The organism is Herpetosiphon sp. (genome assembly GCF_003512625.1).
In the GTDB taxonomy this organism is placed as follows: Bacteria; Chloroflexota; Chloroflexia; order Chloroflexales; family Herpetosiphonaceae; genus Herpetosiphon; species Herpetosiphon aurantiacus.
The window spans coordinates 21,248-43,959 of the sequence record NZ_DOPT01000072.1; the positions used below are offsets into that span (position 1 = coordinate 21,248).

23 protein-coding genes, 1 pseudogene and 1 riboswitch are annotated in these 22,712 nt (G+C 49.7%); of the genes and pseudogenes, 20 read left to right on the plus strand and 4 right to left on the minus strand.

What is annotated here, in order from left to right:
• Positions 1–67 precede the first annotated feature (67 nt).
• The 14 genes from DEF47_RS15900 (at position 68) to rnc (ending at position 12,010) form a co-directional block, all read left to right on the plus strand.
• Positions 68–1,486, plus strand: a complete 1,419-nt coding sequence (locus DEF47_RS15900; protein ID WP_012189124.1) for an MFS transporter — start codon at positions 68–70, stop codon at positions 1,484–1,486.
• Positions 1,487–1,527: 41 nt separating this feature from the next.
• Positions 1,528–2,379: an alpha/beta hydrolase gene (locus tag DEF47_RS15905; RefSeq protein WP_012189125.1), complete on the plus strand. Its 852-nt coding sequence runs from the start codon at positions 1,528–1,530 to the stop codon at positions 2,377–2,379.
• Positions 2,380–2,566: 187 nt separating this feature from the next.
• A complete protein-coding gene (locus tag DEF47_RS15910) occupies positions 2,567–2,932 on the plus strand; it encodes a hypothetical protein (RefSeq protein ID WP_012189126.1) in 366 nt (121 codons plus the stop codon).
• Between the two features lie 193 nt (positions 2,933–3,125).
• Positions 3,126–3,260, plus strand: a riboswitch (FMN riboswitch).
• Positions 3,261–3,411: 151 nt separating this feature from the next.
• Positions 3,412–4,236 carry an ABC transporter permease gene (locus tag DEF47_RS15915; RefSeq protein ID WP_012189127.1) on the plus strand — a complete coding sequence of 275 codons (825 nt, stop codon included), beginning with the start codon at positions 3,412–3,414 and terminating at the stop codon, positions 4,234–4,236.
• Positions 4,237–4,257: 21 nt separating this feature from the next.
• The gene (locus tag DEF47_RS15920; RefSeq protein WP_012189128.1) at positions 4,258–5,286 is read left to right on the plus strand and encodes an ABC transporter substrate-binding protein; all 1,029 of its coding nucleotides are present in this window, start codon (positions 4,258–4,260) and stop codon (positions 5,284–5,286) included.
• 78 nt (positions 5,287–5,364) lie between these two features.
• Complete coding sequence (locus DEF47_RS15925) at positions 5,365–5,946, plus strand: YdeI/OmpD-associated family protein (protein ID WP_041304294.1); 582 nt, start codon at positions 5,365–5,367, stop codon at positions 5,944–5,946.
• A 65-nt stretch (positions 5,947–6,011) separates the two neighbouring features.
• Complete coding sequence (locus DEF47_RS15930; protein ID WP_012189130.1) at positions 6,012–6,419, plus strand: hypothetical protein; 408 nt, start codon at positions 6,012–6,014, stop codon at positions 6,417–6,419.
• Positions 6,416–7,600 (plus strand): glycosyltransferase family 4 protein, encoded by a 1,185-nt coding sequence (locus DEF47_RS15935; protein ID WP_012189131.1) that lies wholly within the window; start codon positions 6,416–6,418, stop codon positions 7,598–7,600. Before DEF47_RS15930 ends, DEF47_RS15935 begins: the two co-directional genes overlap by 4 nt.
• A gap of 13 nt (positions 7,601–7,613) precedes the next feature.
• On the plus strand, positions 7,614–7,997 hold the full coding sequence (locus DEF47_RS15940) for a nuclear transport factor 2 family protein (RefSeq protein WP_012189132.1): 384 nt from the start codon (positions 7,614–7,616) through the stop codon (positions 7,995–7,997).
• A gap of 66 nt (positions 7,998–8,063) precedes the next feature.
• Positions 8,064–8,516 (plus strand): transcriptional regulator NrdR, encoded by a 453-nt coding sequence (nrdR, locus tag DEF47_RS15945; RefSeq protein WP_012189133.1) that lies wholly within the window; start codon positions 8,064–8,066, stop codon positions 8,514–8,516.
• A 9-nt stretch (positions 8,517–8,525) separates the two neighbouring features.
• Positions 8,526–9,392 (plus strand): restriction endonuclease, encoded by an 867-nt coding sequence (locus tag DEF47_RS15950; RefSeq protein WP_012189134.1) that lies wholly within the window; start codon positions 8,526–8,528, stop codon positions 9,390–9,392.
• Positions 9,393–9,412: 20 nt separating this feature from the next.
• The gene (gene ribH / locus DEF47_RS15955; protein WP_012189135.1) at positions 9,413–9,874 is read left to right on the plus strand and encodes a 6,7-dimethyl-8-ribityllumazine synthase; all 462 of its coding nucleotides are present in this window, start codon (positions 9,413–9,415) and stop codon (positions 9,872–9,874) included.
• Positions 9,875–9,999: 125 nt separating this feature from the next.
• Positions 10,000–11,241: a beta-ketoacyl-ACP synthase II gene (fabF, locus tag DEF47_RS15960; RefSeq protein WP_012189136.1), complete on the plus strand. Its 1,242-nt coding sequence runs from the start codon at positions 10,000–10,002 to the stop codon at positions 11,239–11,241.
• A gap of 64 nt (positions 11,242–11,305) precedes the next feature.
• Entirely contained in the window at positions 11,306–12,010 is a 705-nt protein-coding gene (gene rnc, locus DEF47_RS15965; RefSeq protein WP_012189137.1) for a ribonuclease III, read from the plus strand.
• Between the two features lie 38 nt (positions 12,011–12,048).
• Here rnc and DEF47_RS15970 read toward each other — a convergent pair whose 3' ends face one another.
• Genes DEF47_RS15970 through DEF47_RS15980 form a run of 3 tightly spaced genes read right to left on the minus strand, consistent with a single transcriptional unit; the run spans position 12,049 to position 13,831 of the window.
• Positions 12,049–12,537 carry a hypothetical protein gene (locus tag DEF47_RS15970; RefSeq protein WP_012189138.1) on the minus strand — a complete coding sequence of 163 codons (489 nt, stop codon included), beginning with the start codon at positions 12,535–12,537 and terminating at the stop codon, positions 12,049–12,051.
• A 2-nt stretch (positions 12,538–12,539) separates the two neighbouring features.
• Positions 12,540–13,223, minus strand: coding sequence for a hypothetical protein (locus DEF47_RS15975; RefSeq protein ID WP_012189139.1), 684 nt, complete (start codon positions 13,221–13,223; stop codon positions 12,540–12,542).
• Positions 13,220–13,831 carry an RNA polymerase sigma factor gene (locus DEF47_RS15980; RefSeq protein WP_012189140.1) on the minus strand — a complete coding sequence of 204 codons (612 nt, stop codon included), beginning with the start codon at positions 13,829–13,831 and terminating at the stop codon, positions 13,220–13,222. The genes DEF47_RS15975 and DEF47_RS15980 overlap by 4 nt, the downstream gene beginning before the upstream one ends.
• A gap of 24 nt (positions 13,832–13,855) precedes the next feature.
• On the opposite strand from DEF47_RS15980, the gene DEF47_RS15985 reads away from it, so the two are divergent.
• Genes DEF47_RS15985 through DEF47_RS16000 form a run of 4 tightly spaced genes read left to right on the plus strand, consistent with a single transcriptional unit; the run spans position 13,856 to position 18,469 of the window.
• A complete protein-coding gene (locus DEF47_RS15985; protein WP_287045228.1) occupies positions 13,856–14,725 on the plus strand; it encodes an HAD-IIA family hydrolase in 870 nt (289 codons plus the stop codon).
• Between the two features lie 3 nt (positions 14,726–14,728).
• The gene (locus tag DEF47_RS15990; protein ID WP_012189142.1) at positions 14,729–15,682 is read left to right on the plus strand and encodes a glycosyltransferase family 2 protein; all 954 of its coding nucleotides are present in this window, start codon (positions 14,729–14,731) and stop codon (positions 15,680–15,682) included.
• A 4-nt stretch (positions 15,683–15,686) separates the two neighbouring features.
• On the plus strand, positions 15,687–16,916 hold the full coding sequence (locus tag DEF47_RS15995; protein WP_012189143.1) for an alpha/beta hydrolase: 1,230 nt from the start codon (positions 15,687–15,689) through the stop codon (positions 16,914–16,916).
• Positions 16,889–18,469 carry a polysaccharide deacetylase family protein gene (locus tag DEF47_RS16000; protein WP_287045229.1) on the plus strand — a complete coding sequence of 527 codons (1,581 nt, stop codon included), beginning with the start codon at positions 16,889–16,891 and terminating at the stop codon, positions 18,467–18,469. The genes DEF47_RS15995 and DEF47_RS16000 overlap by 28 nt, the downstream gene beginning before the upstream one ends.
• Here DEF47_RS16000 and DEF47_RS16005 read toward each other — a convergent pair.
• Positions 18,466–18,882 (minus strand): SpoIIAA family protein, encoded by a 417-nt coding sequence (locus DEF47_RS16005; RefSeq protein ID WP_012189145.1) that lies wholly within the window; start codon positions 18,880–18,882, stop codon positions 18,466–18,468. The genes DEF47_RS16000 and DEF47_RS16005 overlap by 4 nt on opposite strands.
• A gap of 197 nt (positions 18,883–19,079) precedes the next feature.
• On the opposite strand from DEF47_RS16005, the gene DEF47_RS16010 reads away from it, so the two are divergent.
• Together DEF47_RS16010 and DEF47_RS16015 are read left to right on the plus strand one after the other, a co-directional pair.
• On the plus strand, positions 19,080–21,473 hold the full coding sequence (locus DEF47_RS16010; RefSeq protein ID WP_012189146.1) for an ATP-binding protein: 2,394 nt from the start codon (positions 19,080–19,082) through the stop codon (positions 21,471–21,473).
• Between the two features lie 324 nt (positions 21,474–21,797).
• A pseudogene (locus tag DEF47_RS16015) lies at positions 21,798–22,712 on the plus strand (hypothetical protein); the annotation flags it as partial.

Here is a 22,712-nt window from a genome sequence, read left to right on the forward strand (position 1 = left end):
TTGAATTTGCAGCATCAATTGCCTTGACAAAAGCGAATATGCCGATGTTTAGGGGATTGGTTGTTGTATGGAGGCGCGTTGCATTTTGGAACACCCTAAAAAAGGCATTCGTACATTTCTGATTGTTTGGTTTACCCAATCAATCTCTGTGATGGGGAGTTCGCTAACCTTTTTTACGATTATTATTTGGCTGACCAAGCATCAATATCCCGATGAATCGCAAAAACAACTGTTAGCTTTTGCCTTATCAACCTTGGGCTTGGCGCGTGCCCTAACGACAATCGTGCTAGCTCCGATTGCTGGAGCTTGGGTTGATCGCCATGATCGGAAGCAGACCATGATTATTGCGAATATAATCAATAGTTTGTTAGCATTTGGCCTGATGGCGCTTATGCTGGTTAATTCACTCGAATTATGGTCATTGATGCTGCTTCAAGTTGGGCTTGCCGCATCAGGGTCGTTTCATGCTGCGGCCTTTGATACCGCCTATTCGACCCTGGTTCCGAAGCGTTTTCTGCCGCGGGCTAATGGCATGATGCAAACAATGTGGTCGCTTTCGACCATTTTAGCCCCGACCGTGGCTGCTGCCTTGATTGCCCTACCGGATATGCTCCGGAAAAGTGGTGGATCAGCTGGTTGGACTAGCGTTATTACTAACTTAGCAGATGGCACAGCCTTGACGATTGGGGTTGATGCACTGAGTTTTTTAATTGTTGCAATCATTCTCAGTTTTCTAACCATTCCATCACCGCAACGAGCTGATTTAAATACCACACAAGGCAAAAAGAAAAGTCTCTGGCTCGATATTAAGGAAGGGTTTGCCTATATTTGGCAGCGACCAGCGTTCTTATGGTTATTAAGTGCCTTTACGATTGCCAATTTTGTCGTTTCAACCCGCAGTATTTTTCAGCCGCTGATTCTCAAATTTAATTTGGTTGCCGATTGGACGCTGCATGGTTTTTCGTATGATACCGCATTGGCGTTGCTGAGTACATCGGCAAGTGTTGGTGGAATTATTGGGGGCATTTTTATTAGTTCTTGGGGTGGCTTGAAAACGAAACGGGTTTATGGGGTGTTGTTGCCAATGGTGGTTTTTAGTCTCGGACAGATTTTGTTTGGATTGGCTTCCTCGATTTACCTAACTGCGATTGCGGCCCTGATCTCCTCAGGCGCGATTCCTATTCTCAATGCCCATTCGCAGTCGATTTGGCAAGCCCAAACCCCATCGGAAATTCAGGGTCGCGTGTTTGCAGTCCGACGGTTGATTGCCCAATGTACGTTGCCACTTGGCACGATGTTAGCCGGAATTTTAGGTGGCTTGTTTAATCCAGGCATGATGATGGCACTCTTAGGGGTTGGAATGGGCGTGTATTGTTTCTTCCAATTTATGAACCCTACGCTGTTGCAGATCGAGCATGATCCAAATAATCCACCCGAGCCTGATCCAAATAATCCGCAACATGGGATACCGCAAACAGCCAAGTAAGGCGATGTGGCTAAAACAGTCAGGAGCAAGGGCATAAATGTATGAGTGAAGAACTTATTTTTACCCATAGTGAAGATGGGGTTGGCTTGGCCGGAGTGATCTTTCAACTGCGCTCACGATCACACGAGGGTCTGGTTTGTATTTGGATTCACGGAAACTTTGGGCGTTTTTATAATATTGCTAGTGTTACGATTGGGCGTAATCTCGGCCTTGCTAATTATCCCATGATTAGTGCCAATACCCGTGGTCATGATATTACCAATTTAATCTGGAAAGCCGGCAAAGCTGTTGCTGGTGGTAGTTCGCGTGAATTGCTAACCGAATCGCCATATGATATCGGCGGCTGGATTAATTTTGCCAGCGCAAACGGTTTTCAGCGTGTGGTTTTGATTGGACATAGTTTGGGTGCGGCCAAGCTGATCTACTATCAAGCCCAACGCCATGATCCACGGGTTGTTGGGCTTGTATTGGCCTCGCCAGGCGTGCGTTCTCAGGTTTCAAGCGAACAGCTTGAGCTAGCCCAAGCAATGGTCGATCGTGGTCAGGGCGACGATTTACTTCCTCCAGCACATGGTGCTGCGATCTGGAATCGTTTAAGTGCGGCAAGTCTATTAAACAGACATGCGACATTGCCATTGATCTACAGCGATGCGCATGAACAGTCGTATCTTAGCCAACTTGCTTGCCCAATTTTGGCTTTTTATGGTGCACGCGAAGCCCAAGCTGGCACTGGCTCAGACACTGAATTAGCCTTGCTTAAACAATGGTGTCGTGCAAGCCCGCGCGTCGATACACAGATTATTGCGCATGCTGATCATGGGTATGCTGGCTGCGAACCAGCGATTGCTCAGGTTATCGCTCAGTGGATCAGCTCGATCCAAGGTGAACGATAAGCAGTTTCCGGGGGCTTTCGGATTATGAGGATTTGGCTATATCGAGCATTAACCAACCTGCTGCGTGATCAATCTGAATAGCAAGCTAAATCAATAGCTAGCCAATTTGCTGCTAGCTCTTGACGGGCCAGTTTAATCCTTCTATGATAGCTATGTGTGTCTGGAGTGTAGAACAAAAGGACGTTGTATGAATAACATTAAACAGTCACTCGAAGCGGCTATGAACATCGATGGTGCGTTGGGCGTTGCGTTGGTCGATTACACCAGCGGTATGACCCTTGGCACTGCTGGCGGGAATAGCGCCTTGAACTTAGAGTTGGCTGCGGCGGGCAACACTGAAGTAGTACGTGCTAAAATGAAAGTTATGAGTCGGCTTGGTTTGAAGGATCAGATTGAAGATATGCTGATTACCTTGGGTACTCAGTATCACCTGATTCGGATTTTGCAAAAGAAACCCAGTATTTTCTTGTACTTAGCGCTCAACAAACCTACTGCCAATTTGGCGCTTGCCCGAATTATGCTCAGCGAGATCGAAGAAAAAATCGAGTTCTAGATTTGCCTGATTTCAGCTAGATGCACAGCAACTGTCAATCGTGGCAGTTGCTTTTTTGTTGGCGAAGAACGTGAACTTTTTAGCCACGAATTGCCCGAATGACACGAACCCCCTGATCCCGCATTCGGCTAATCGGGCTGATAGTGTATTGACAGCTACAAAACACAGTGCTATCGTAGAGATAACTAAATACTTTGGTCTTCAGGGTTAGGTGAAATTCCTTATCGGCGGTGATGGTGGTTCAGCCACATAAGCCCGCGAGCCGCAAGGTAGGATGCTGGTGCGAATCCAGAGCCGACGGTTAAAGTCCGGATGGAAGAAGATCGATCAACGTATGTGTACCTACAATGCTGTGGGTTATTTGCGTAATTCAGGCGTGCTGTTTGGTTTCAACGGCGCTTGGGTTGCTTGCAGCTACGTCGTGATTGACCCTGAGATGATTGATTCTTTTGGGGTTTTTTGTTTTTAGGTACACACTTATGCTTCAAGATTATGGCCGCATGGCCTATGTTGCTGAATATCCTCAAACCACAGTGCGCCGCAAGCAACGCCGTGCTTGGTTGGGTTCGAGTCGGTTGTGGGTTGGGCTTTCGTTGCTGGGCTTGCTGTTGGCATGGCGCGGTTTAGTCGCTTGGCAACAATACCCAGCTTTTGTTTTGCCAACGCCTGAAGCGGTTGCTAGCCGCTGGTGGCAGGAATTAACCCAAGGTGCGTTGCTGCAACACACCTCTCGCACCTTAATCGAAGCGCTGGGCGGTTTTGGCTTGGCCTTCAGTGCAAGTTTGGTTTTGGGCTATATCTTGGCCCATTGGCATTGGCTCGATCGAATTGTCTCGCCGCAACTGGCGATTGTGCAGGCGATTCCAATCGTCGCGGTTGCACCGTTGATTCTGATTTGGGTCGGCGCTGATTTGCGGGCTAAATTGTTGGTTGCCGCCTTGGTTACCTTCTTTCCGATGCTCAGCAGTGTGATTGTGGCTTTGCGCAGCGTGCCCCGCGATATTCGCGAAATGGCGGCGATCAGTGGAGCCAATCGCTGGCAAAGTTTGTGGCAGATTGAATTGCCTTTGGCCTTACCGGGGATTTTCGGCGGGATCAAAACAGGCCTTGCCTTGGCTACGACTGGCGCGGTTGTCGCTGAGTTTATTGGTGGTCGCGAAGGGCTGGGAGCGTTGATTAATATTGCTCGTGGTTTATTTGATACGCCGCTGATTTTTGCGGCTTTGTTGACCCTCGGTTTGCTGACATTTGGGTTTTATCAGCTAGCAATGTGGCTAGAACGACGTTTGGTCACTTGGGAATAATTTTTTTGGATGGAGTTTTCAATGCGTTATCGTCGTATCTTAGCCGTGGTTGGGTTATTCTTTTTGGCGGCTTGTGGTGGGCAAACTGCTACGCCAACCGCCGTTACGGGCAATGATCAAGCGAAACCGCTAACCAAAGTAACGATTGCCATGCCCTATGTGCCGAATATTCAATTTGCCCCGTTTTATTTGGCCAAAACCCAAGGCTACTACGAAGCTGAAGGCTTAGATGTAACCTTCGATTATCAATATGAAACTGATTCGGTGCAGCGTGTAGCTAATGGTTCTGTTCAATTTGGCATGGCTGGCGGCGATTCGGTGCTGCTAGCACGAGCGCAAGGCTTGCCTATTATGACTGTTGCAACGATCAGTCAACGCTCGCCGATTGTTTTTTATAGCAAAGCTGAGCTGAATATCAAAACTCCAGCCGATCTCAAAGGCAAAAGTGTTGGGATTCCAGGCCGCTTTGGGGCTTCGTATATTGGTTTGTTGGCGTTGATGTATTCAAATTCCTTGCAAGAGAGCGATTTGAACATTCAAGAAATTGGCTTTGCCCAAGTTCAAGCGCTGAGCGAAGATAAAGTGCAGGTTGCCAGTGGCTATGGCAATAACGAGCCAATTCAGTTGGCCGAGGCTGGGGTTAAATTAAATGTTATTCGGGTGTCGGATTCGTTTGCCTTGACCTCTGATGGCCTTATTGTCAGTGAAAGCTTGATTAAAGAGCAACCCACGGTGGTTATGGGCTTTGTCAAAGCCACATTAAAAGGCATGAGCGCTACGATTGCTGATCCGACGCAGGCCTTTAATAGTAGTTTGCGTGAAATTCCCGAGCTGCAAGCGGCTGATGATGCGACCAAAGCCTTGCAACAAAAAGTTTTAGCTGAAACAATTGGCTATTGGCAAAGCGATTCGACTGCTAAATATGGCCTTGGGTTTACTGATCAGGCCACTTGGCAAGCGACTCACGATTTCTTGCGCCAACAAAATATTCTCAAACAAGATGTTGCAGTGGGCGAGTCGTTTGTGAATGGGTTTATTGCTACACCCTAAATTTAATAGTATCTTGGGTGGCGTGTTCATGGTTTTGGGGATTCCATGAACACGTCAGTTTTTTTAACGGAGTGTGTGATGAGCGAACAACCAAAAGCCGAATTACCAACGCTTAGTTTTGTTGATCAAGCGGCATGGCGCGAATGGCTCGATGCTGAACATGCCACCAGCAAGGGCATTTGGCTTAAAATGGCCAAAAAAGCCACGGGCATTGCTTCAATTAATTATGCCGAAGCGCTCGATGTGGCCTTGTGCTATGGCTGGATCGACGGCCAAAAAAAGAGTTTTGATGAGCAAGCTTGGTTGCAAAAATTTACGCCGCGTGGCAAAAAAAGCATTTGGTCAAACGTTAATCGCGGCCATATCGAACGTTTAACTGCTGCTGGCTTGATGCAATCCGCTGGCGAGGCCGAAGTTGCACGCGCCAAAGCCGATGGTCGTTGGGATGCTGCCTATGATTCACAGAAGAATGCGACGATTCCCGAGGATTTTCAAGCTGCCCTCGATGCTAGCCCAACCGCTGCTAGTTTTTTTGCCACGCTCAAGCAAGCCCAACGCTACTCATTTTTGTTCCGCATCCAAACTGCCAAAAAGCCTGAAACTCGCAGCAAACGCATTCAAGAATTTGTATCCTTGCTCGAACGCGGTGAAACCTTATAATGCCAGCTTCGGTTAAATTTGCTGCTATACTGCCCGCAGAAATGATTAGCGCATGAGGCAGACCAATGGCAGAGCACCCAGCCCCAATCGATGTTGGCGCGATTTTGGCCGAAATCCGTGATGGAATTCGCCAACGTCGCGCAAATGGTTTAATCGACCAAGCTAACGAACCCCAATTAAGCGATGTTGATCTCAAGCGCTTGTTAGCCGAGGTCGAGGCTACTCGCGTGGTCAGCGTGCATTGGCCGTTGCATGGCGAAACCTTGCCCCAAAAAGTCATTGCGACATTGAATAAAGTTGTGCGGCGCTATCTGCGTTGGTACATCAACCCGATTGCCGAGCAACAAAATGCCGCCAACGATGCAATTGTGCGCACTTTGCATGGCTTAGTTACCACAATCGATGAGCAACGGGCCGAGATTGCGTTGCTACGGGCACGAGTGGTTGAACTTGAACGTGAGCGCCAAGCATGAGATCGCAACGTCCTGTAGCGCTGGTAACGCCATGGTTTGGCCCCGATACTCGTGGTGGAGCCGAAGATCAAGCCCGCGATTTGGCCCATGCCATCCATGCTCAAGGCGCGGATGTTGAAGTTTGGACGACGACAGGCCGCGATTCATTTACTGAACGCACGGCTGAGCACTATCCCGCTGGCTTGAGCGATTGGAAGGGTTTGCCAATTCGGCGTTGGCCGATGGCCGCGCCAGCCATGGGTATTCCGCCAGTGGTGCGGCGTTTGGCGGCGCGTTCAGGGCGGCGCTTGCCCGAGCATCCCGCTCATGAAATTAATTTATTGGGCAGCTTACCGAATAGCGATGGTTTATATGAACATTTGTTATCACATCCCGAGCGGCGCTGCATTTTTATGCCCTACCCGATGGGCTTATCGTATTGGGGCAGTTTTTTGGCCCAAGGTCGAGCTTATCATATTCCCTGCTTGCATGATGAGCCATATGCCTACTATTCGACCTATCGTGAAATGTTGCGGCGTGCGCAAGCCACGATTTTCAATAGCCGGCCTGAGCGCGATTTAGCCTTGCGGTTGTATGAGCTTGATCCGGCTAAAACCAGCGTCGCGGGCGAGGGCATCGATCTGAATCGAGTTGGTGATGCGGCGCGGTTTCGCCAACAATATGGGCTTGGCGCTGAGCCAATCTTGCTCTATGTTGGGCGGGCCGATTGGGGTAAGCATGTGCCCCAGCTGCTAGCCTATTTTCGCGAATGGAAGGCTGAAACTGGTCGCCCGTTGCGCTTTGTACGAATCGGCGCTGGCGAATTGAATGCCCCAAGTATTTTAGCGCCGTGGGTGCTCGATTTGGGCTTTGTCGAGCCACAAACCAAGTATGATGCCTACGCAGCGGCCAATGTTTTTTGCCAACTTTCGACGATTGAAAGCTTTTCGATTGTGTTGATGGAAAGCTGGTTGCAAGGCCGCCCAGCCTTGGTTAATGCCGATTGTCCGGTGACGACTGATTTTGTGCTGCGCAGCGGCGGTGGCATCCCATGCCAAGGCTATCGCGAGTGGGCCAGTAGTTTGAGCTATTTGCTTGATCGGCCTGAGCTGAGTGCCGCCATGGGTGCTGCTGGCCGCGAGTTTGTGCTCCGCGAGTGCCGTTGGAATGAAGTTGCCCAGCGTACCTTGGCGGCACTTTAATTGCGGAGATTAAATGATGAGCAATGCCCATGCACTTGTGACCCAATTTTGGCAATTGATGCAAACCAATGATTTTGTGGCGGTTGGCAGCGTATTGCACGATGAGTATATTTTAGATTGGCCACAATCAAATGAGCGGATTCGAGGTAGAGCGGCCTTTGCCCAAATGAATCAGGAATATCCTGCTGCTGGCGCTTGGCAATTTACGATCAATCGTTTAATTGCCAGCGAGACTCAAGCGTGTAGTGATGTGTCGGTTACTGATGGTCAGGTTGAGGCGCGGGTGATTAGCTTTTTTACGATTCGTGATGGGCTAATTATTAATCAAGTTGAATATTGGCCAGAACCCTACCCAGCCCCAGCCAATCGCCAGCATTTGGTTGAGCCGATTAACTAAGCGCCAATACTGTGCGTCATGGGGCCATGGTATAATGAATCTACTAAGCTAGGCCGAAGAGGAACTATGCGCTGCCCGTATTGCACTGGCGAAAGTGCAGTGATTGATACTCGCGAACTTGATAATGGTGAAACCATCCGTCGTCGCCGTCGCTGCAAACACTGTGATCGCCGCTTCACAACCTATGAACGGGTTGAATCTGTTAATGTCATGGTCGTTAAGAAAAATGGCGATCGTGAGCCATATGACCGCGAGAAATTATTGCGCGGTTTACGGGTTGCGGCCTATAAACGGCCTATCTCAGCCGATGTAATTGACACGTTGGTCACTGAAGTCGAGGCTGCTCTGATCGCCTACGATGCCTTGGAAGTTCCTAGCTCGGTGATTGGCGAACAGGTGATGGAACGCTTACGCTCACTCGATGAGGTAGCCTACATCCGCTTTGCCTCGGTTTATCGTTCATTTAGCGATCTTGGCAAGCTGCGTGAAGCTGTCGAAGAACTTATGGAAAAGGAATAAGTAGCTGCAATGGCAACTCCCGTATCTCAAGAAACCAAAACTGATTTGAAAGACGTGAAGCCTCAAGCTCCGGCAGTTCCGTTGCTCTGGCGGCAGTTGTGGATCGCTGGCTTGCTAACTGGCTTGGTCTGGTGTTTGGTAATTTTCGCCCCATTCTCCTACATGATTTATTTGGCTGGGGTGATTCCAATTGGCGGTGGGATTTATTTGGGTCGTAAGATTCAGGGCCGTGCGTTGGTGCATGGGGTGATTTTTTCGCTGATTGCTAGTGCTACAGCCTTGCTAATTGGCTCGATTTTAGTCTTTACTCTAAGCGCCAAACCAGCTTTGAATGACCCTAACCAGCCTGTACCAACCGCTCAAGGCAACTTTTTGACCTTGGCCATGATGGTTGGTATGACTTTGCTGCCCTTCCCAGCCTATGGCACGGTGATGGCGCGGCGTGGCCAAGAACGTACCCAAGCCATGCGCGATGAAATGAGTGCTCGCGGTGGTCAACTCGAACGCCCAGGCCGCGTTGTTAGTATCGAAGACCTTGAATCGTTGCCATTGCCAAAATTTGGCTCATGGGTCGCCCAATTGTTTCGCAACAATAACTTCAAACTCAAAAACTATAAATTCAATAAAGATGTGATTGATCTCTATCTTGAACGCAACGAAACCGCTGAGCTTTGGTTGGTGCGCTGTACCATCAGCGAATCGCTTAAACCTGGCCAAGTTCAAGAGTTGTATCAAGATTTGCGTGATAACCCAGAGTGGCACAAAGGCGTAATCGTTACCTCGTTGAAGGTGCAAGATGGCGCTCGCAAATCGGCTAAATCGCGACCAAACGTCGAGGTGCTCGATGGCGAAACCCTGCTGGAGATCAACGGCTAATTTGGTTTTGAGGAATGGGCATGAATGTGATTGAAGGAAATTTGATCGGCACAGGCCTACGAGTGGCAATTGTGATTGCCCGCTGGAATGATTTTATCGGCGGAAATTTGCTCGAAGGCGCGGTCAATACACTCAAACGCCATGGGGTTAACGACGATGATATTAGCGTGGCATGGTGTCCTGGCTCGTATGAGATTCCGCTGGTGGTCAAGAAAATTGCTGAACGTGGCCAACACGATGCAATTATCACGCTTGGCGCAGTTATTCGTGGCGCAACCTCGCATTATGAAGTTGTGGTCAATGCCGTTTCCAGTGGCGTGACCAAAGTTATGCACGATACCGGAATTCCAGTATTGTTGGGCGTGCTGACCACTGATACGATTGAACAAGCGATTGAGCGAGCTGGCACGAAAGCTGGTAACAAAGGCTCAGAGTGTGCAGTTGCGGCGATTGAAATGGCCAATTTGCTCAAACAACTCTAGTTTGAACATGGGGTTTTGAAACTGACGCGAGAGGTCAACCAAATTTGCTGGTTGGCCTCTCGGTATGTTTAGGTAGTTGCTGCTATAATGGTGCGGCACTTTGCTATGCACTAGGAGGTTTTGCTATGAATCGACGTGTCGTCGTCACAGGATTGGGCGCGATTAGCCCATTGGGCCTCGACGTGCCATCTTTGTGGGAGGGCATTGTCCAAGCACGTTCGGCGGTTGGACGAATTACCCAATTCGATCCAACGAAGTTTAGTGCTCAGATTGCCGCAGAAGTCCATGGCTTTGATGCTGCCAACTATATGGATAAAAAAGAGGCACGGCGCAACTCGCGGTTTGTGCATTTTGCGGTAGCAGCAGCCAAAGAAGCCTTACGCAGCGCCGATTTTACGATTACCGACGAAAATGCTGATGATGTAGGGGTCATTATTGGCTGTGGCGTTGGTGGTCTCGATAATTTTACAACCTATCTGCGGGTGATGGATGCCAAGGGTCCTGACCGAATCACACCATTTTTGATTCCAATGATGATTGTGGATATGGCAGGCGGGGTTGTGGCGATTGAAATTGGCGCACGCGGCCCGAATTTTTGTCCAGTTTCAGCCTGTGCAACTTCGGGCAATGCTATCGGCGAAGCTTGGCATGTGATTCGACGTGGCGAGGCCAAAGTTATTTTAGCGGGTGGTACAGAAGCATCAATTACCGAAATTGGGATTGGTGCCTTTGCGAGTGCCCGAGCGCTCTCGACCCGCAACGATGACCCAGCCACCGCCTCACGTCCCTTCGATAAAGATCGTGATGGCTTTGTGATGGGCGAAGGTTCAGGGGTTTTAGTGCTTGAAGACTATGAGCATGCGGTCAGCCGTGGCGCAACCATTTTGGCTGAATTGGTTGGCTATGGAGTTAGCACCGATGCCTATCACATTACCATGCCTGCCGAAGATGGTTCGGGCGCGGTCAAGGCTATGCGTATGGCCTTGCGCCAAGCAGGCTTAGAGCCACACGAATTGGGCTATTTGAATGCCCATGGCACTTCAACGCCAGTCAATGATCGAACTGAAACCTTGGCGGTTAAAAAAGTGTTCGGCGATTACACTGCCAAATTGCCAATTAGTTCGAACAAATCGCAAATTGGCCATACCCTCGGGGCTGGCGGCGCAATCGAAGCCGTGATCGGCATTTGCGCGATGCGCGAAGGCCTGCTCCCTGCCACGATCAACTATCATACTCCCGACCCTGAGTGTGAGATCGATTGTGTGCCGAATACACCACGGCCAGCCCAATTCTCCAGCTTTATGAGCAATTCATTTGGCTTTGGTGGCCATAACGTTAGTCTGTTGTTCAAGGCTTTTGAAGCCTAAAAAACCGCGCAAGCTAGGTAGATTCTTGGGATCTGCCTAGCTTGCTTAGCTTAACATTGCTGCTATGGATCTAAACAAACTACAAGCTGAACTTGGTTACACATTCAACGACTTGAATTTTTTGCGGGCGGCAATGCTGCATCGCTCGTATGTGCACGAACACCCTGAAGCTGGCTCAGAATCGAACGAACGCCTAGAATTTTTGGGCGATGCACTTTTAAATTTTATTTGTGGTTCTTTCTTATTTCACGAGTTTCCTGAGCTTGGTGAAGGCGATTTGACTAAAACTCGCGCGATGTTGGTGCAAACCCGAACCTTGGCAGGTTTGGCACGCCGTTTCAATTTGGGCAGTTATGTGCAAATTAGTCGTGGCGAGGAACGTGCCAAAGCTCGCGAACGCGACAATTTGCTGGCCGATGCCTTTGAGGCCTTGTTGGCGGCAATCGCGCTTGATGGTGGTTGGGAAGCTGCCCGTAATTTTGTCTTGCCGTTGCTGAAGTCGGTCAAGGCCAGCGGCGTGCAAAACCAAGATTACAAGACCGATTTACAACAATATGTCCAAGGCCGAATCAACCTAACTCCTAGTTACCGCGAAGTTAATGTGACTGGCCCCGACCATGAACGAACGTGGACGATTGAGGTTTGGGCGGGTGATGCACTGTTGGGAGTTGGGGTCGGAACTTCAAAAACTATGGCTTCACAGGCGGCGGCGCGGGCAGCACTGGAAGCGCTCCAAAGCGAACAAACTACCTTACCTGAACAACGCTAATCTGAGGCTGGTGCTGGCCAGCCTCAAACTTCTGCCATTTAGCGATTAATCCGTTTGATCAATAAACCCATGCCAAAAGCAACGCTCAAGCCACCCGCAGCCACGCCCATATACCACCAATTGTTGGTAGGCGGTGGAGTAGGTTGGACGGTGATGCGATAGATTTCGCCCTCGATTGTGCCAAATGGCATTGGCTTAATTGAAATTTCCCACTCGCCTGCACTTGGTAATTGCAAGGTGGCTTGAAAATGACCAACATCGCCAACTTGTTGACCCCAAACCTGCTGAAACTCTTTGCTTGTTGCATGCTCTGCGGTCAGCAAGGGCTGAATCGGCTGGTCGCCGATGCCATTGGTTGGTTTGTTGCCATGTTGTAACACGCTAAATTCGAGTTGAAATGGCTGGCCTGCAATAATTGTATCGGGTAGTTTGGTGATTGGGGTGGTGGCCCAACCGCCAGCTTTGCTGATGCTCATCAACCCAAATTGCAACCCGATCAGACATACGAACATTAATAAACGGCGCATGGTTATTCTCCTTGGCTAAACGATTCGGCTAAATCGCGCATTGTGGCTAAGTCGCTGGCGGTTTCGAGGCGATAAGTACGATTGTGATCGGCCCAAATTAGGCTAGCGGTGTTGCTCAAGTTGCTGGTTTTGTAGCTTTGGCCTGTGCTTGGGTTGAAGAAGGTTAATTCGCGCTGGCCTTGCAGCCAAATCGCTGCCTGCTCATGGACTTGGGTATGCCTGACGTTAGCCAGCGCAAGAATCGTTTTGCTGGCCCATGCCTGTGAATCCAATAGATCAAGCGTGATCGTTTGGCCTTGGCTGAACCAAATTAAGCGCTGAACATGCGGATATGGCTCCAATTGCAGGATTTGATCGGGCGGGCCGAGCAATGAACTGCTTGGTAATGTGCTTGGCTTGATTGGCGGGCTGGCAGTTTGGGCTGGCGTTGGCAAAGGCACGTTGGTGCTTGGCGAATCTACGCCGATCAAGATTGTGCCAACTTGCAGCCAACGCCCAACCTGTGCCCGCACCGCCGGAATACTGAGACTTAACATAATGCCTAGGGCTAGTGCCCAGCCCAGCTGTTTGGACCAAACCGTTCGCCGCACCTGCTTGATTTGCAAATTGGGCGTTGGCGGATAGGGAAAGGCCTGAGCTTGTTCGCGCAAGGTTTCTGCTGGATATGGCTCTGGTGGCTGGTTCATGCGCAACGCTCCGTCCGCAACTCAGGAAATTCGCCATCAATAACACCGCGTAGCCGCACCAATGCTCGGTGCAATCGCGATTTGACTGTGCCTTGGGCAATACCAAGCGCTTGGGCGGTTTCTTGCTCGCTTAATTCCAAAAAATAGCGTAAGTAAATCACCTCTTGTTCGCGTTGGGCTAGCCGACTGATCGCCTGCCAAAGTTGGGTTGCTTCCCAGGCTGGGCCGCTGGTTTCGCTGAATTCGCTGAATTCTGGCTGCTGGGTGGCGAACCGTTGCAAAGCTCGCAGATAGCGGCGCAGCGAACGCCGATAATTGCGGGCCAAATTGGCGGTAATTTGTAACAGCCATGGCTTCAACGGTCGCGCTTGATCAAATCGATGCTGCATGCGGAGTGCTCGCATAAGCGTTTCCTGCGCTAAATCTTCGGCAATCATCGCATCGCCGACCATAAGATAGGCCAAGCGAAAGATCGCCGTTTGATGGGCGAGAATGTGGGTTGCCCATGCTTGGGCGAGATCAGCGTGCGGCGCTTGCTCCACGGCAGCTCCTGATTGAGTGGCTTCACTAGGTTCTACACCGCTCCGATCAAATTGGTTCCATGTCATATTTCATAATCTTTAGATCGCAGTATGAACGTGTTGGCAATCCGTGGCAGTGGTACAATCGGGAGAAGTTGTTTTTTATGGGGATTTTTCGGCATGCTCAATCTCAAGCAGCTCAAGCTTGTTTTGCTCGATATGGATGGGGTGCTGCATCGCGGCGGGGAGATTTTACCAGGTGCGGCAGAGTTGACGACTGTGCTTGATCGCTTAGGCTTAGGCTATGCCTGTTTGACCAATAATTCATCGCAATTGCCTGCCACCTTCGCCCGTCATCTGCAAGATTTAGGGGTTGCGATTGCGCCTGAGCATGTGATTACCTCGTCAACTGCTACGGCTACGCTGTTGCGCACGCGCTACCCGCAAGGCACGCGCTTGCTGGCAATCGGCATGGATGGGATTCAGTCGTCGTTATTTGCTGATCGCTATTTTGTATCAGCCGAAACCGATGTAGCAGCAGTGGTGGTTGGGGTTGATTTTAACCTGACCTATGCCCGCTTGAAAACTGCAACCTTGGCGTTACGCGCAGGCGCAGCGTTTATTGCTACCAACAGCGACCGTACATTTCCTGCACCTGAAGGCTTGATTCCTGGGGCTGGCTCGATTGTAGCAGCCTTGGCAGCCGCTAGCGATTGCACGCCCGAAGTGATTGGCAAACCTGAACCAGCCATGTTCGAAGCGGCCTTGCAGTTGTTTGGAGTAACCGCCGAACAAACCTTGATGGTCGGCGATCGGTTGGATACCGATATTGCAGGAGCGCAGCGGGTTGGCATTGCCACGGCCTTTGTGGGCAGCGGCGTACATAGCATGCAACAAGCCCAAGCCTGGCAACCAGCAATCGATTTGGTGGCTGATGATTTGGCAGGCATTTTGGCCTTGCTCAGGGCTGGGCGGGAGTAGGCCATGCATTCAATTCCAGTCATTATTGTTTCTTACAATACCCGCGATTTGTTGCGCGAATGTTTGGCAAGCTTGGCCTTGAGTAGCCTGCCAACCCAAGCGATTGTGGTTGATAACGCTTCGCATGATGGCAGCGTTGCCATGATTCAAACCGAGTTTCCTCAAGCCCATGTGATCGAGGCTGGGGCCAATTTGGGCTTTGCTAAGGCCAATAATCTTGGTATTCGCCAGGCCTTGCTTGAGCAACCACGCTATTTGTTGTTGCTCAACCCCGATGCCCAACTCACCAGTGGAGCCTTGGAAATACTTGTCGCCTTCTTGGAGCAACATTCGCGAGTGGGCATGGTTGCGCCACGCTTGTTGTACCCCGATGGCTCGTTTCAAGCGGCGGCCTTTCGCTTCCCAACCTTGCTGATGAATCTGTTTGATCTGTATCCGCCGCGTGGGCGGGGTTTTGGGCGGCTCTATAATCACCCGCTCAACGGGCGTTATCCACAAGATGGCGGCCACGAAGCGTTTGCAATTGACCATCCCTTGGGGGCGGCAATGTTGCTGCGAGTCGAAACCTTGGCCGAAGTTGGACTTTTGAATGAGGATTTTTGGCTGTATGCCGAAGAAGTTGAGCTATGTTGGCGCATTCGCCAAGCAGGCTGGGCGATTTGGCAAGAACCACAGGCAACCGTCATTCATCATGGTGGGGCTAGTTCCAGCCAATTTCGAGTACGCTCGTTTTTGGCTTTGCAACAAGCCCGATCACAATTTTTTGGCTTGGCCTATAGTCAGCGTTTCAATCGTTGGCATCGACGCTTAATGGTTTTTGCGGGCCTGCAACGCAGCTTGGCAGCAGTTTGGCAATGGCAAAAACAGACGATCGATCAAACTGAATTACGTCGGCGCACTTGGGCTTGGGCTAAAGTTCGCCAACTCATCCAATCTTCCAATCAACCAAAGGATTAAATGTATGCAGCGATTTATGAGTTTATTCTTGATTTGTGCGCTTTTGGCAAGTTGCGGTGGGGCGGCGGTCAGCTATGATCCAACCCAGCCGATCACTAGTTTTAATTTGTTGCGCGAGCAATTGGCGAAAACCAATGATCAAGCCGAGCAACTCAAATTAATCAACGATTTTAATGCGGTGTTTCCAACCAGCCCCTTGACCCAAGGCGATCAGGCCTTGTTTATGGTCGAAAAAGATGCTCCACGTATGGAATTATCCAGTGATCTGACTAATTGGTTTCAGACGACTTCGATGCAACGACTTGGCTCAACCAACTGGTGGGGCTTGGTACAAACGATCAGCTCAACCGCACGAATCGATTATCGCTTTGGGGTTGGCGGTGGTGGCGGTCTGATGAATGACCCGCGTAATCCAACCTTGGTGCCAAGCAGCATGGGCATGAATTCAGAGTTGCGCATGCCCGAATATCTCACGCCAACCGAAATTATTTCGCGTAGCGACGTGCCCAAGGGTACGCTAGAAGATTTGGGTGATTACTACACTGACATTAGCAAAACCACCCACCGCTTGCATGTCTATCTGCCGGCCAATTACGATCCAGCAAAGCAATATCCGAGTGTTTATTTTCAAGATGGCGATGATTACCAAAACTATGCTTTTACGCCAACAATTTTAGATAATGCGATTGCTGATCAGATTTTGCCGCCGTTGATTGCGATTTTCGTCAAGCCCAGCCGTGAGCAAGGCCGCCAACGCGATTATGATCTCAACGATGCCTATAGCGAATTTTTCGCCACCGAATTGGTCAGCCTGATCGACAGCAAATACAGCACGATCAACGATCCTAAGCAACGGGTGGTGGTTGGCGATTCATATGGTGGCTTGATTTCGCTCTATTTGGCCTTACAATATCCTGAGGTATTTGGCGGTGTGGTCAATCAATCGGGCTTTGTTTCACGCCAAAATGGCCGTCTGCTGACGCTCATGTCAATTCAGCCGCCAGTTAATGCGCGGATTGTGACCGTGGTCGGCACATATGAGACATGTATTGGCGGGCCAGTGACTGGCGATGAATGCAATTTCCTTGAGGGCAATCGAACTTTGCGCGATATTCTGGTTGGGGCTGGAGTGCAACTCAACTATGCTGAATATCCGCAAGGCCATGCTTGGGCCTTTTGGCGCGACCACATTGATCGAGAGGTTGCATGGGCTTTAGATTGGCAAAAACCCTAAGAGTTTTGTTGGGTTTGTTGATGGTTTTTGTGCCGTTGTTGCTGCCTCAAAGCACAGCGGCACGGATTATTTTAGCCGAAGATCGGGCCTTTGATCAGCTTTGGCAAAATACCGATGGTCAGCGTGGCGATGAGCAATCGTGGCTGTGGGGGCCGCAGCGTTTGTGGCAAACCCAAGAGCGCTATGCGGAAAGCCCGCGTGAATTGCGTTGGGTGCGCTACTATGCCAAAGCTCGCATGGAAATTAGTGATCCCAAGCTTTCAGCCAAATCGCCGTGGTACATTACCAATGGTTTGTTGGTGGTTGAGTTGGTGACTGGTCGCTTGCAAATTGGCAATGCGGCTTGGCGTGAGCAATGCACAGATGGCATTTGCGGCTCGGAGCAAGCAGTGGCAGGCGATGCAGTGGCGGCTAATCGTGCGCCACGCTACCGCGATTGGGCTGAATTTTTGACCTTGAATGGCCAAACTGGAGCCGATTTGCGTGGTCAGCCCGTAACCAATTGGCTAACTCACGAAGCTGAAGGCCTGCAAGTTTGGTCTGATCCAAGTTTGGCTGAGCGCTACCCCGAAACCAGTGGCAATCATCGCGATGAAGTGACTGGTCAAACTGTGCCAGCCGTGTTGTGGGAGTATGTGCAAGCCCAAGCCCGCGAAGCGTTATATGTCTTTGGGCGGCCTATCAGCCCAGCGTTTTGGACCCAAACCTTGGTTGATGGGATTGAGCGCGAAGTGCTGGTGCAATTGTTTGAGCGTCGCACCTTGACCTACACGCCGAGTAATCCGCTTGGCTGGCAAGTTGAGATGGGTAATGTTGGCCAACATGCCTTGGAATGGCGCTATGACTTGCGACCATGGGATTATCAACCATTGCATGTGACCATGTTGACCTACCACTACATTTCGGCAAATCCCAATCCGGCTGATCGCTTGCGCGAAAGTTTATCGGTAGCACCAGCCGAATTTAAACGCCAGCTCGAATATCTACAAAACCATAATTTTCATGTGGTAAGTTTGGATCAGGTGTTGGCGGCGCAACGCGGTGAGTTGAGTTTGCCCGAACATCCAGTTGTCATAACGCTTGATGATGGCTATCGCGATTTGTACGAGCAGGCTTTTCCGATTGCCCAAAGCCTGAATCTACCGATCACTGCTTATATTCCGTCGGCCTTGGTGGGTGAGCCAGCCTATGTTAGTTGGCAGCAATTGCAAGAGCTAAGCCAATCGCCGTTAGTCACAATTGGCTCGCATACCCGCATACACGCCGATTTGGGCACGCTTGATCGTGAGTCGCAGTGGATTGAAATTGCTGATAGTAAACGTGAGTTGGAAGCACATTTGGGGATTGCGATTGAGCATTTTTGCTACCCCTATGGCCGCTACAATGCCCTGACCATGGAGCTAGTGCGCGAGGCGGGCTATCGTAGTGCTACGACTACCCGCCAAACTACCGATACTGCCAACGATGATCCCTTGATTTGGAATCGGATCACGATTTCTGGCCGCGATTCGTTTGAGGATTTTGTGGCCAAACTCGAACGCAGCCAAGATTAATTAGCATTGGCTTGGCGCAGCCATTGACGAGCGGCTTGCTCATCGCTGAAGACTTGGACTGCTTGGCTATTCCCAGTTAAGCCAATAATCAAATTGGCAATCACTCGACTTAAGGTTGAATCGACCAACAGCGCTACAATTGTGGCGCTGTTGCGCGTGGCTGGTTGCATATAAAAGCGCCGCACCTCACGCGAGATTGGCAAGGCTTCGCGTAAATCGAGCAAGCGGGGCCGCCGAATGCCGTTCGCCAACATATCGACTGCCGCTAGATTCTCCTCGGCATCTTCAACTGTTTCTTGAATGCCAGGCCGAATTTTGATCACAATGATCCCATCACCCTCAAGGGTGATAATTGAACTGCGGGTTGTGTATGAATGTGGTATAAGTACCATGGTCTTTGTTATCACTGACATAGGCTAACCTATTTTACCCTATCCCACCCTAGCATAGCATATTTGCTGCTCCATTTGGGGGAATTTCATGGGTGATTTGGCAAAGCACACCATTTAAAAAATAGCCCGATTGAGGGACATGAATCAACCTTGCTAACACGCGAATGAATCATTACAGTAAAGCTTTACTGCACTTTTCGCGGTGATGAGGTTTTGTTATGCCATTATTACCATCACAACTCCCCCAATATGCCACGCGCCTGATTGGTCGCACCCGTGCCCGCACGTTGGTAATCGACCTGTTGCTTGATGCTCAAGCGCGGTTGGTAACATTATATGGCCAAAGTGGTGCTGGCAAAACGCGCCTAAGTTTGGAAGTTGCCGAGCAGGTGGGCGAAATTTTTCGTGATGGCCGCTATTTTGTAGCGCTCGCTCCTGTTTCGCAAGCCCAGTTTGTGCTGCCAACAATTGCCGCAACGTTAGGCGTTGAAGAATCTCAGCACGAAGCAATTTTAGATTCGTTAATATTGGCCTTGGCCGATAAGCAAATTTTATTAATTCTTGATAATTTTGAGCAAGTTGCTGGAGCCGCCAGCGAACTATTGGAGTTAATCCGACGTGCACCGAACCTAACATGTTTAATCACGAGTCGTCAAGCGCTCGAAGTTGCTGGCGAAACCGCGATTATGGTTCCAGCCTTGCAATATCCTGAGCTTGGTGAAGACTATCAGCTTGAAGATTTAGAGCAACATAGCGCAATTGGCTTATTTGTTGATCGCATGCGCACACGTCAGCCACGGTTTCGCTTGAGCGCTGATAATGCTGGAGCTTTGGTCGATATTTGTCGTTTGGTGCAGGGCTTGCCCTTGGCGATTGAGTTAATCGCGGCCCATAGTGCTTCGTTGACCCCCCAAGATTTGCTGTTTTTCGTGCGTAATCATCTTTCCATGGCGGCTTTGAATCCGAAACAATCGGCGCGGCAAGCGATTATCAAGCCAGTGCTGGCTTGGAGTGTGAGCATGCTGCCAGCTGATGCCAAAGATATTTTTGCTCAATTAGGTGTTTTTGCTGGTGGTGCAACCGTCGAAACAATTAAACAGGTTGGTTTGGTTGAAACCATGCCCTTTGAATCCAGCCTAAATGCCTTGATTGATCGCCATTTATTGCAAACTGAACAATTGCCAGGCCAAAAAGCCCGTTTTATTATGATTGATGCGGTGCATGAATATGCTTTAGAGCAATTGCAAAAAACGGGCCGCCTATATTATTTGCAAGAACGTCATGCCATCTATTATCAAATATTGAGCGAAACAGTGCATCAGAATATCCGGGGGGCTGATGGTGCTAAATGGATCGAACAATTGCGTGGTGAGATTCATAATATTCGCCAAGCGATGATTTGGTCGCTTGATAGTAGCGATGGTTTGGTCGCTCAGCGAATTGCTGGCAATCTCTATTTTTATTGGTATCGCACGAGTGCTTATCGCGAGGCTGTGGCATGGCTCGAACAAACCTATCAACATTCCAATCGCAGCGATTTAAGTGCAATTGCCCGAATTGCAACAGGATTAGGTGGTTTATTAATTAGTTTGCTCCGTTTTGCCGAAGCTGAACGCTATTTAATTGAAGCTCGTCGTTTGTGGCAAGAGCTTGGCTTACCGCACGATGAAATTAGCGCAATTGGTAATTTAGCAGTATTGTATGGCACGCTTGGCCGTTTGCATGATTCGCAATTGGCGTTTGAAGCAGCCTTGGCTTTAGCCCGCAAGGTAGGTAATCAACAGCGCGAAATTTTGATGCTGCATAATCTTGGCACAGTAGCCCAAGAACGGAATCAATTAGCGACCGCCCAAGCCTATTTTGAGCAAGCTTTAGCGCTCAAACAACAGGTTAATCAAACCTGGGATATGTTTCTAACCCAAATTAATCTCGGCTTAGTAGCGGTTGATCAAGGGCGTTATGCTGAAGCTGAGCAATGGTTTGAGCAAGCGTTTATCAATGCCTATGCAATCGGTGATCACGATAGTTTGGCCTATATTCGTTATGCACGCGGGATATCCGCAGCTGAGCAAGCTGATTATGTCCAAGCTGAGTTGCATTTTCGCGAGTCAGAGCGAGGGTGGCATACCGTTGGCAATCTGGAAGGAGTTCAGCGTAGTTGGCTTGAGCAAGCAGCACTTTTAATTGCCACTGCCAATTATGCCCAAGCTGCTGAATATTTGCATAAGGTTGAGCCAATTGAGGCACTAAGCCAAGAATTACAATTACGCCATATCATTTTGGCAACTCGTTTAGCAATCGCAATCGATGATCAGGCTGCGATGCAACACCAAGCTCAACGAATGCTCGCAACTGCTTTGGCCAGCGAGCTACGCCGGTTTGATCTGACGATGTTGCAGCATAGTGCGGCAGTCCTAGTCGCAACCCAACCAACACTGGCGGCTCAACTTTTAGCAACCGCCGAGCAGCTTCGGGTTGAACGTAACTTGCACCAAAGTGTTGCTGAGCAACAATGGCTGGCCCAAACCAATGTAGCTCGGCTTGTACCAACCATAGCTTTGGATTTAACCGCTGCTTTGCAAGCGGCTCAGGCTAGCTTAGCTGCGCAATAACTCCCACGGCCAACCATTCCAAACCCGCCAATGGCGGGTTTTTCTTTTGTCAATGGAAAAAGAAACTGCTAGTTGACGTAAAATAATGTCTATTTTAATAAATATTTAGATTACTGTGATCTGTAGGATCTAAAATTTTAATGAATTACTGCATGACAGCATAAAAATAGCCTGAACTGAAAGTCCTAGTACCACACTAAAAAAGATGTTGCGATATTCACACATAATAAAAACAAATCTCCACCTTGATTAACGATACGGCTATATTATGATACATAGGTCATTGTTTTTGTAGTACTTGTATCTATTATTGAGGATGCTTTTATGAAGCAACGTGTTGTTTGGTTCGCTGTGTTGCTGGTGGCCGTGCTTGGCGTGCCTTTTAGCGTTTGGGCTGCAACCCCGCGTCAAACTCCGACCAAAGCACCGCTGGCCGTTCAAGCTACTGTGCGAGTTGTGGAATCGGTTCCCGTGGTGGCTCCGGCGGTGGCAGTAACGGCAACTGCGGTTACCTGCGATCCGCTGACCACCCGCTCGTTATATGGCTGGTTCACCTCGAACACGACTGGCTCGGTTTACAATAGCTCATACACATGTGCATTTGAGGTAGGGATTGCCGCATACAGCATGTTTGATGATCGAATTGGCAACCAACAATTGTTTGACTACACCATGTATACCGTGGCTCCCCGTCAAACCATTAACTTGAATGTAAAAATTCCTGATTGCAAAGCCCAACTGGATATCTTCCGTGGGCCAGTCTTGCACTCGTTGGTTGGTCAGCGCTATGGCGAACGCTTGCTTTCAACGCGCTTCCCCAACACAACCCTTTGTGCTCCACCAGTTGAAGAAGTGTGTAGCCAAGGCCAAATCAGCCGCTTGAGTGGCGTGAGCAACAATCAATTGGTAACTGGAGTTTTGAATATTCAAGCTGAAGTTACTGGCGCTTTGCCCCAAAAAGTTGAATTTGCTTTGACTGGTGCCCAAACCACCAACTATACCGATGTCAACTCGCCCTACTATTTCATGGGCAACAATGGTAGTCAGCCCAATGGTTGGGATTCAAGCACCAAGCCCGAAGGCGATTATCGCTTGAGCGCAACCTATGTTGGTTTGTTTGGTGAATCATTAGCGATTCGCTGTGAGCCTGTGGCAGTCAATTTCAGCATTCGCCGCAGCACGCCAACCACCGAGCCAACCGCAACCAGCACACCGTTGCCAACGGCAACCAACACTCCA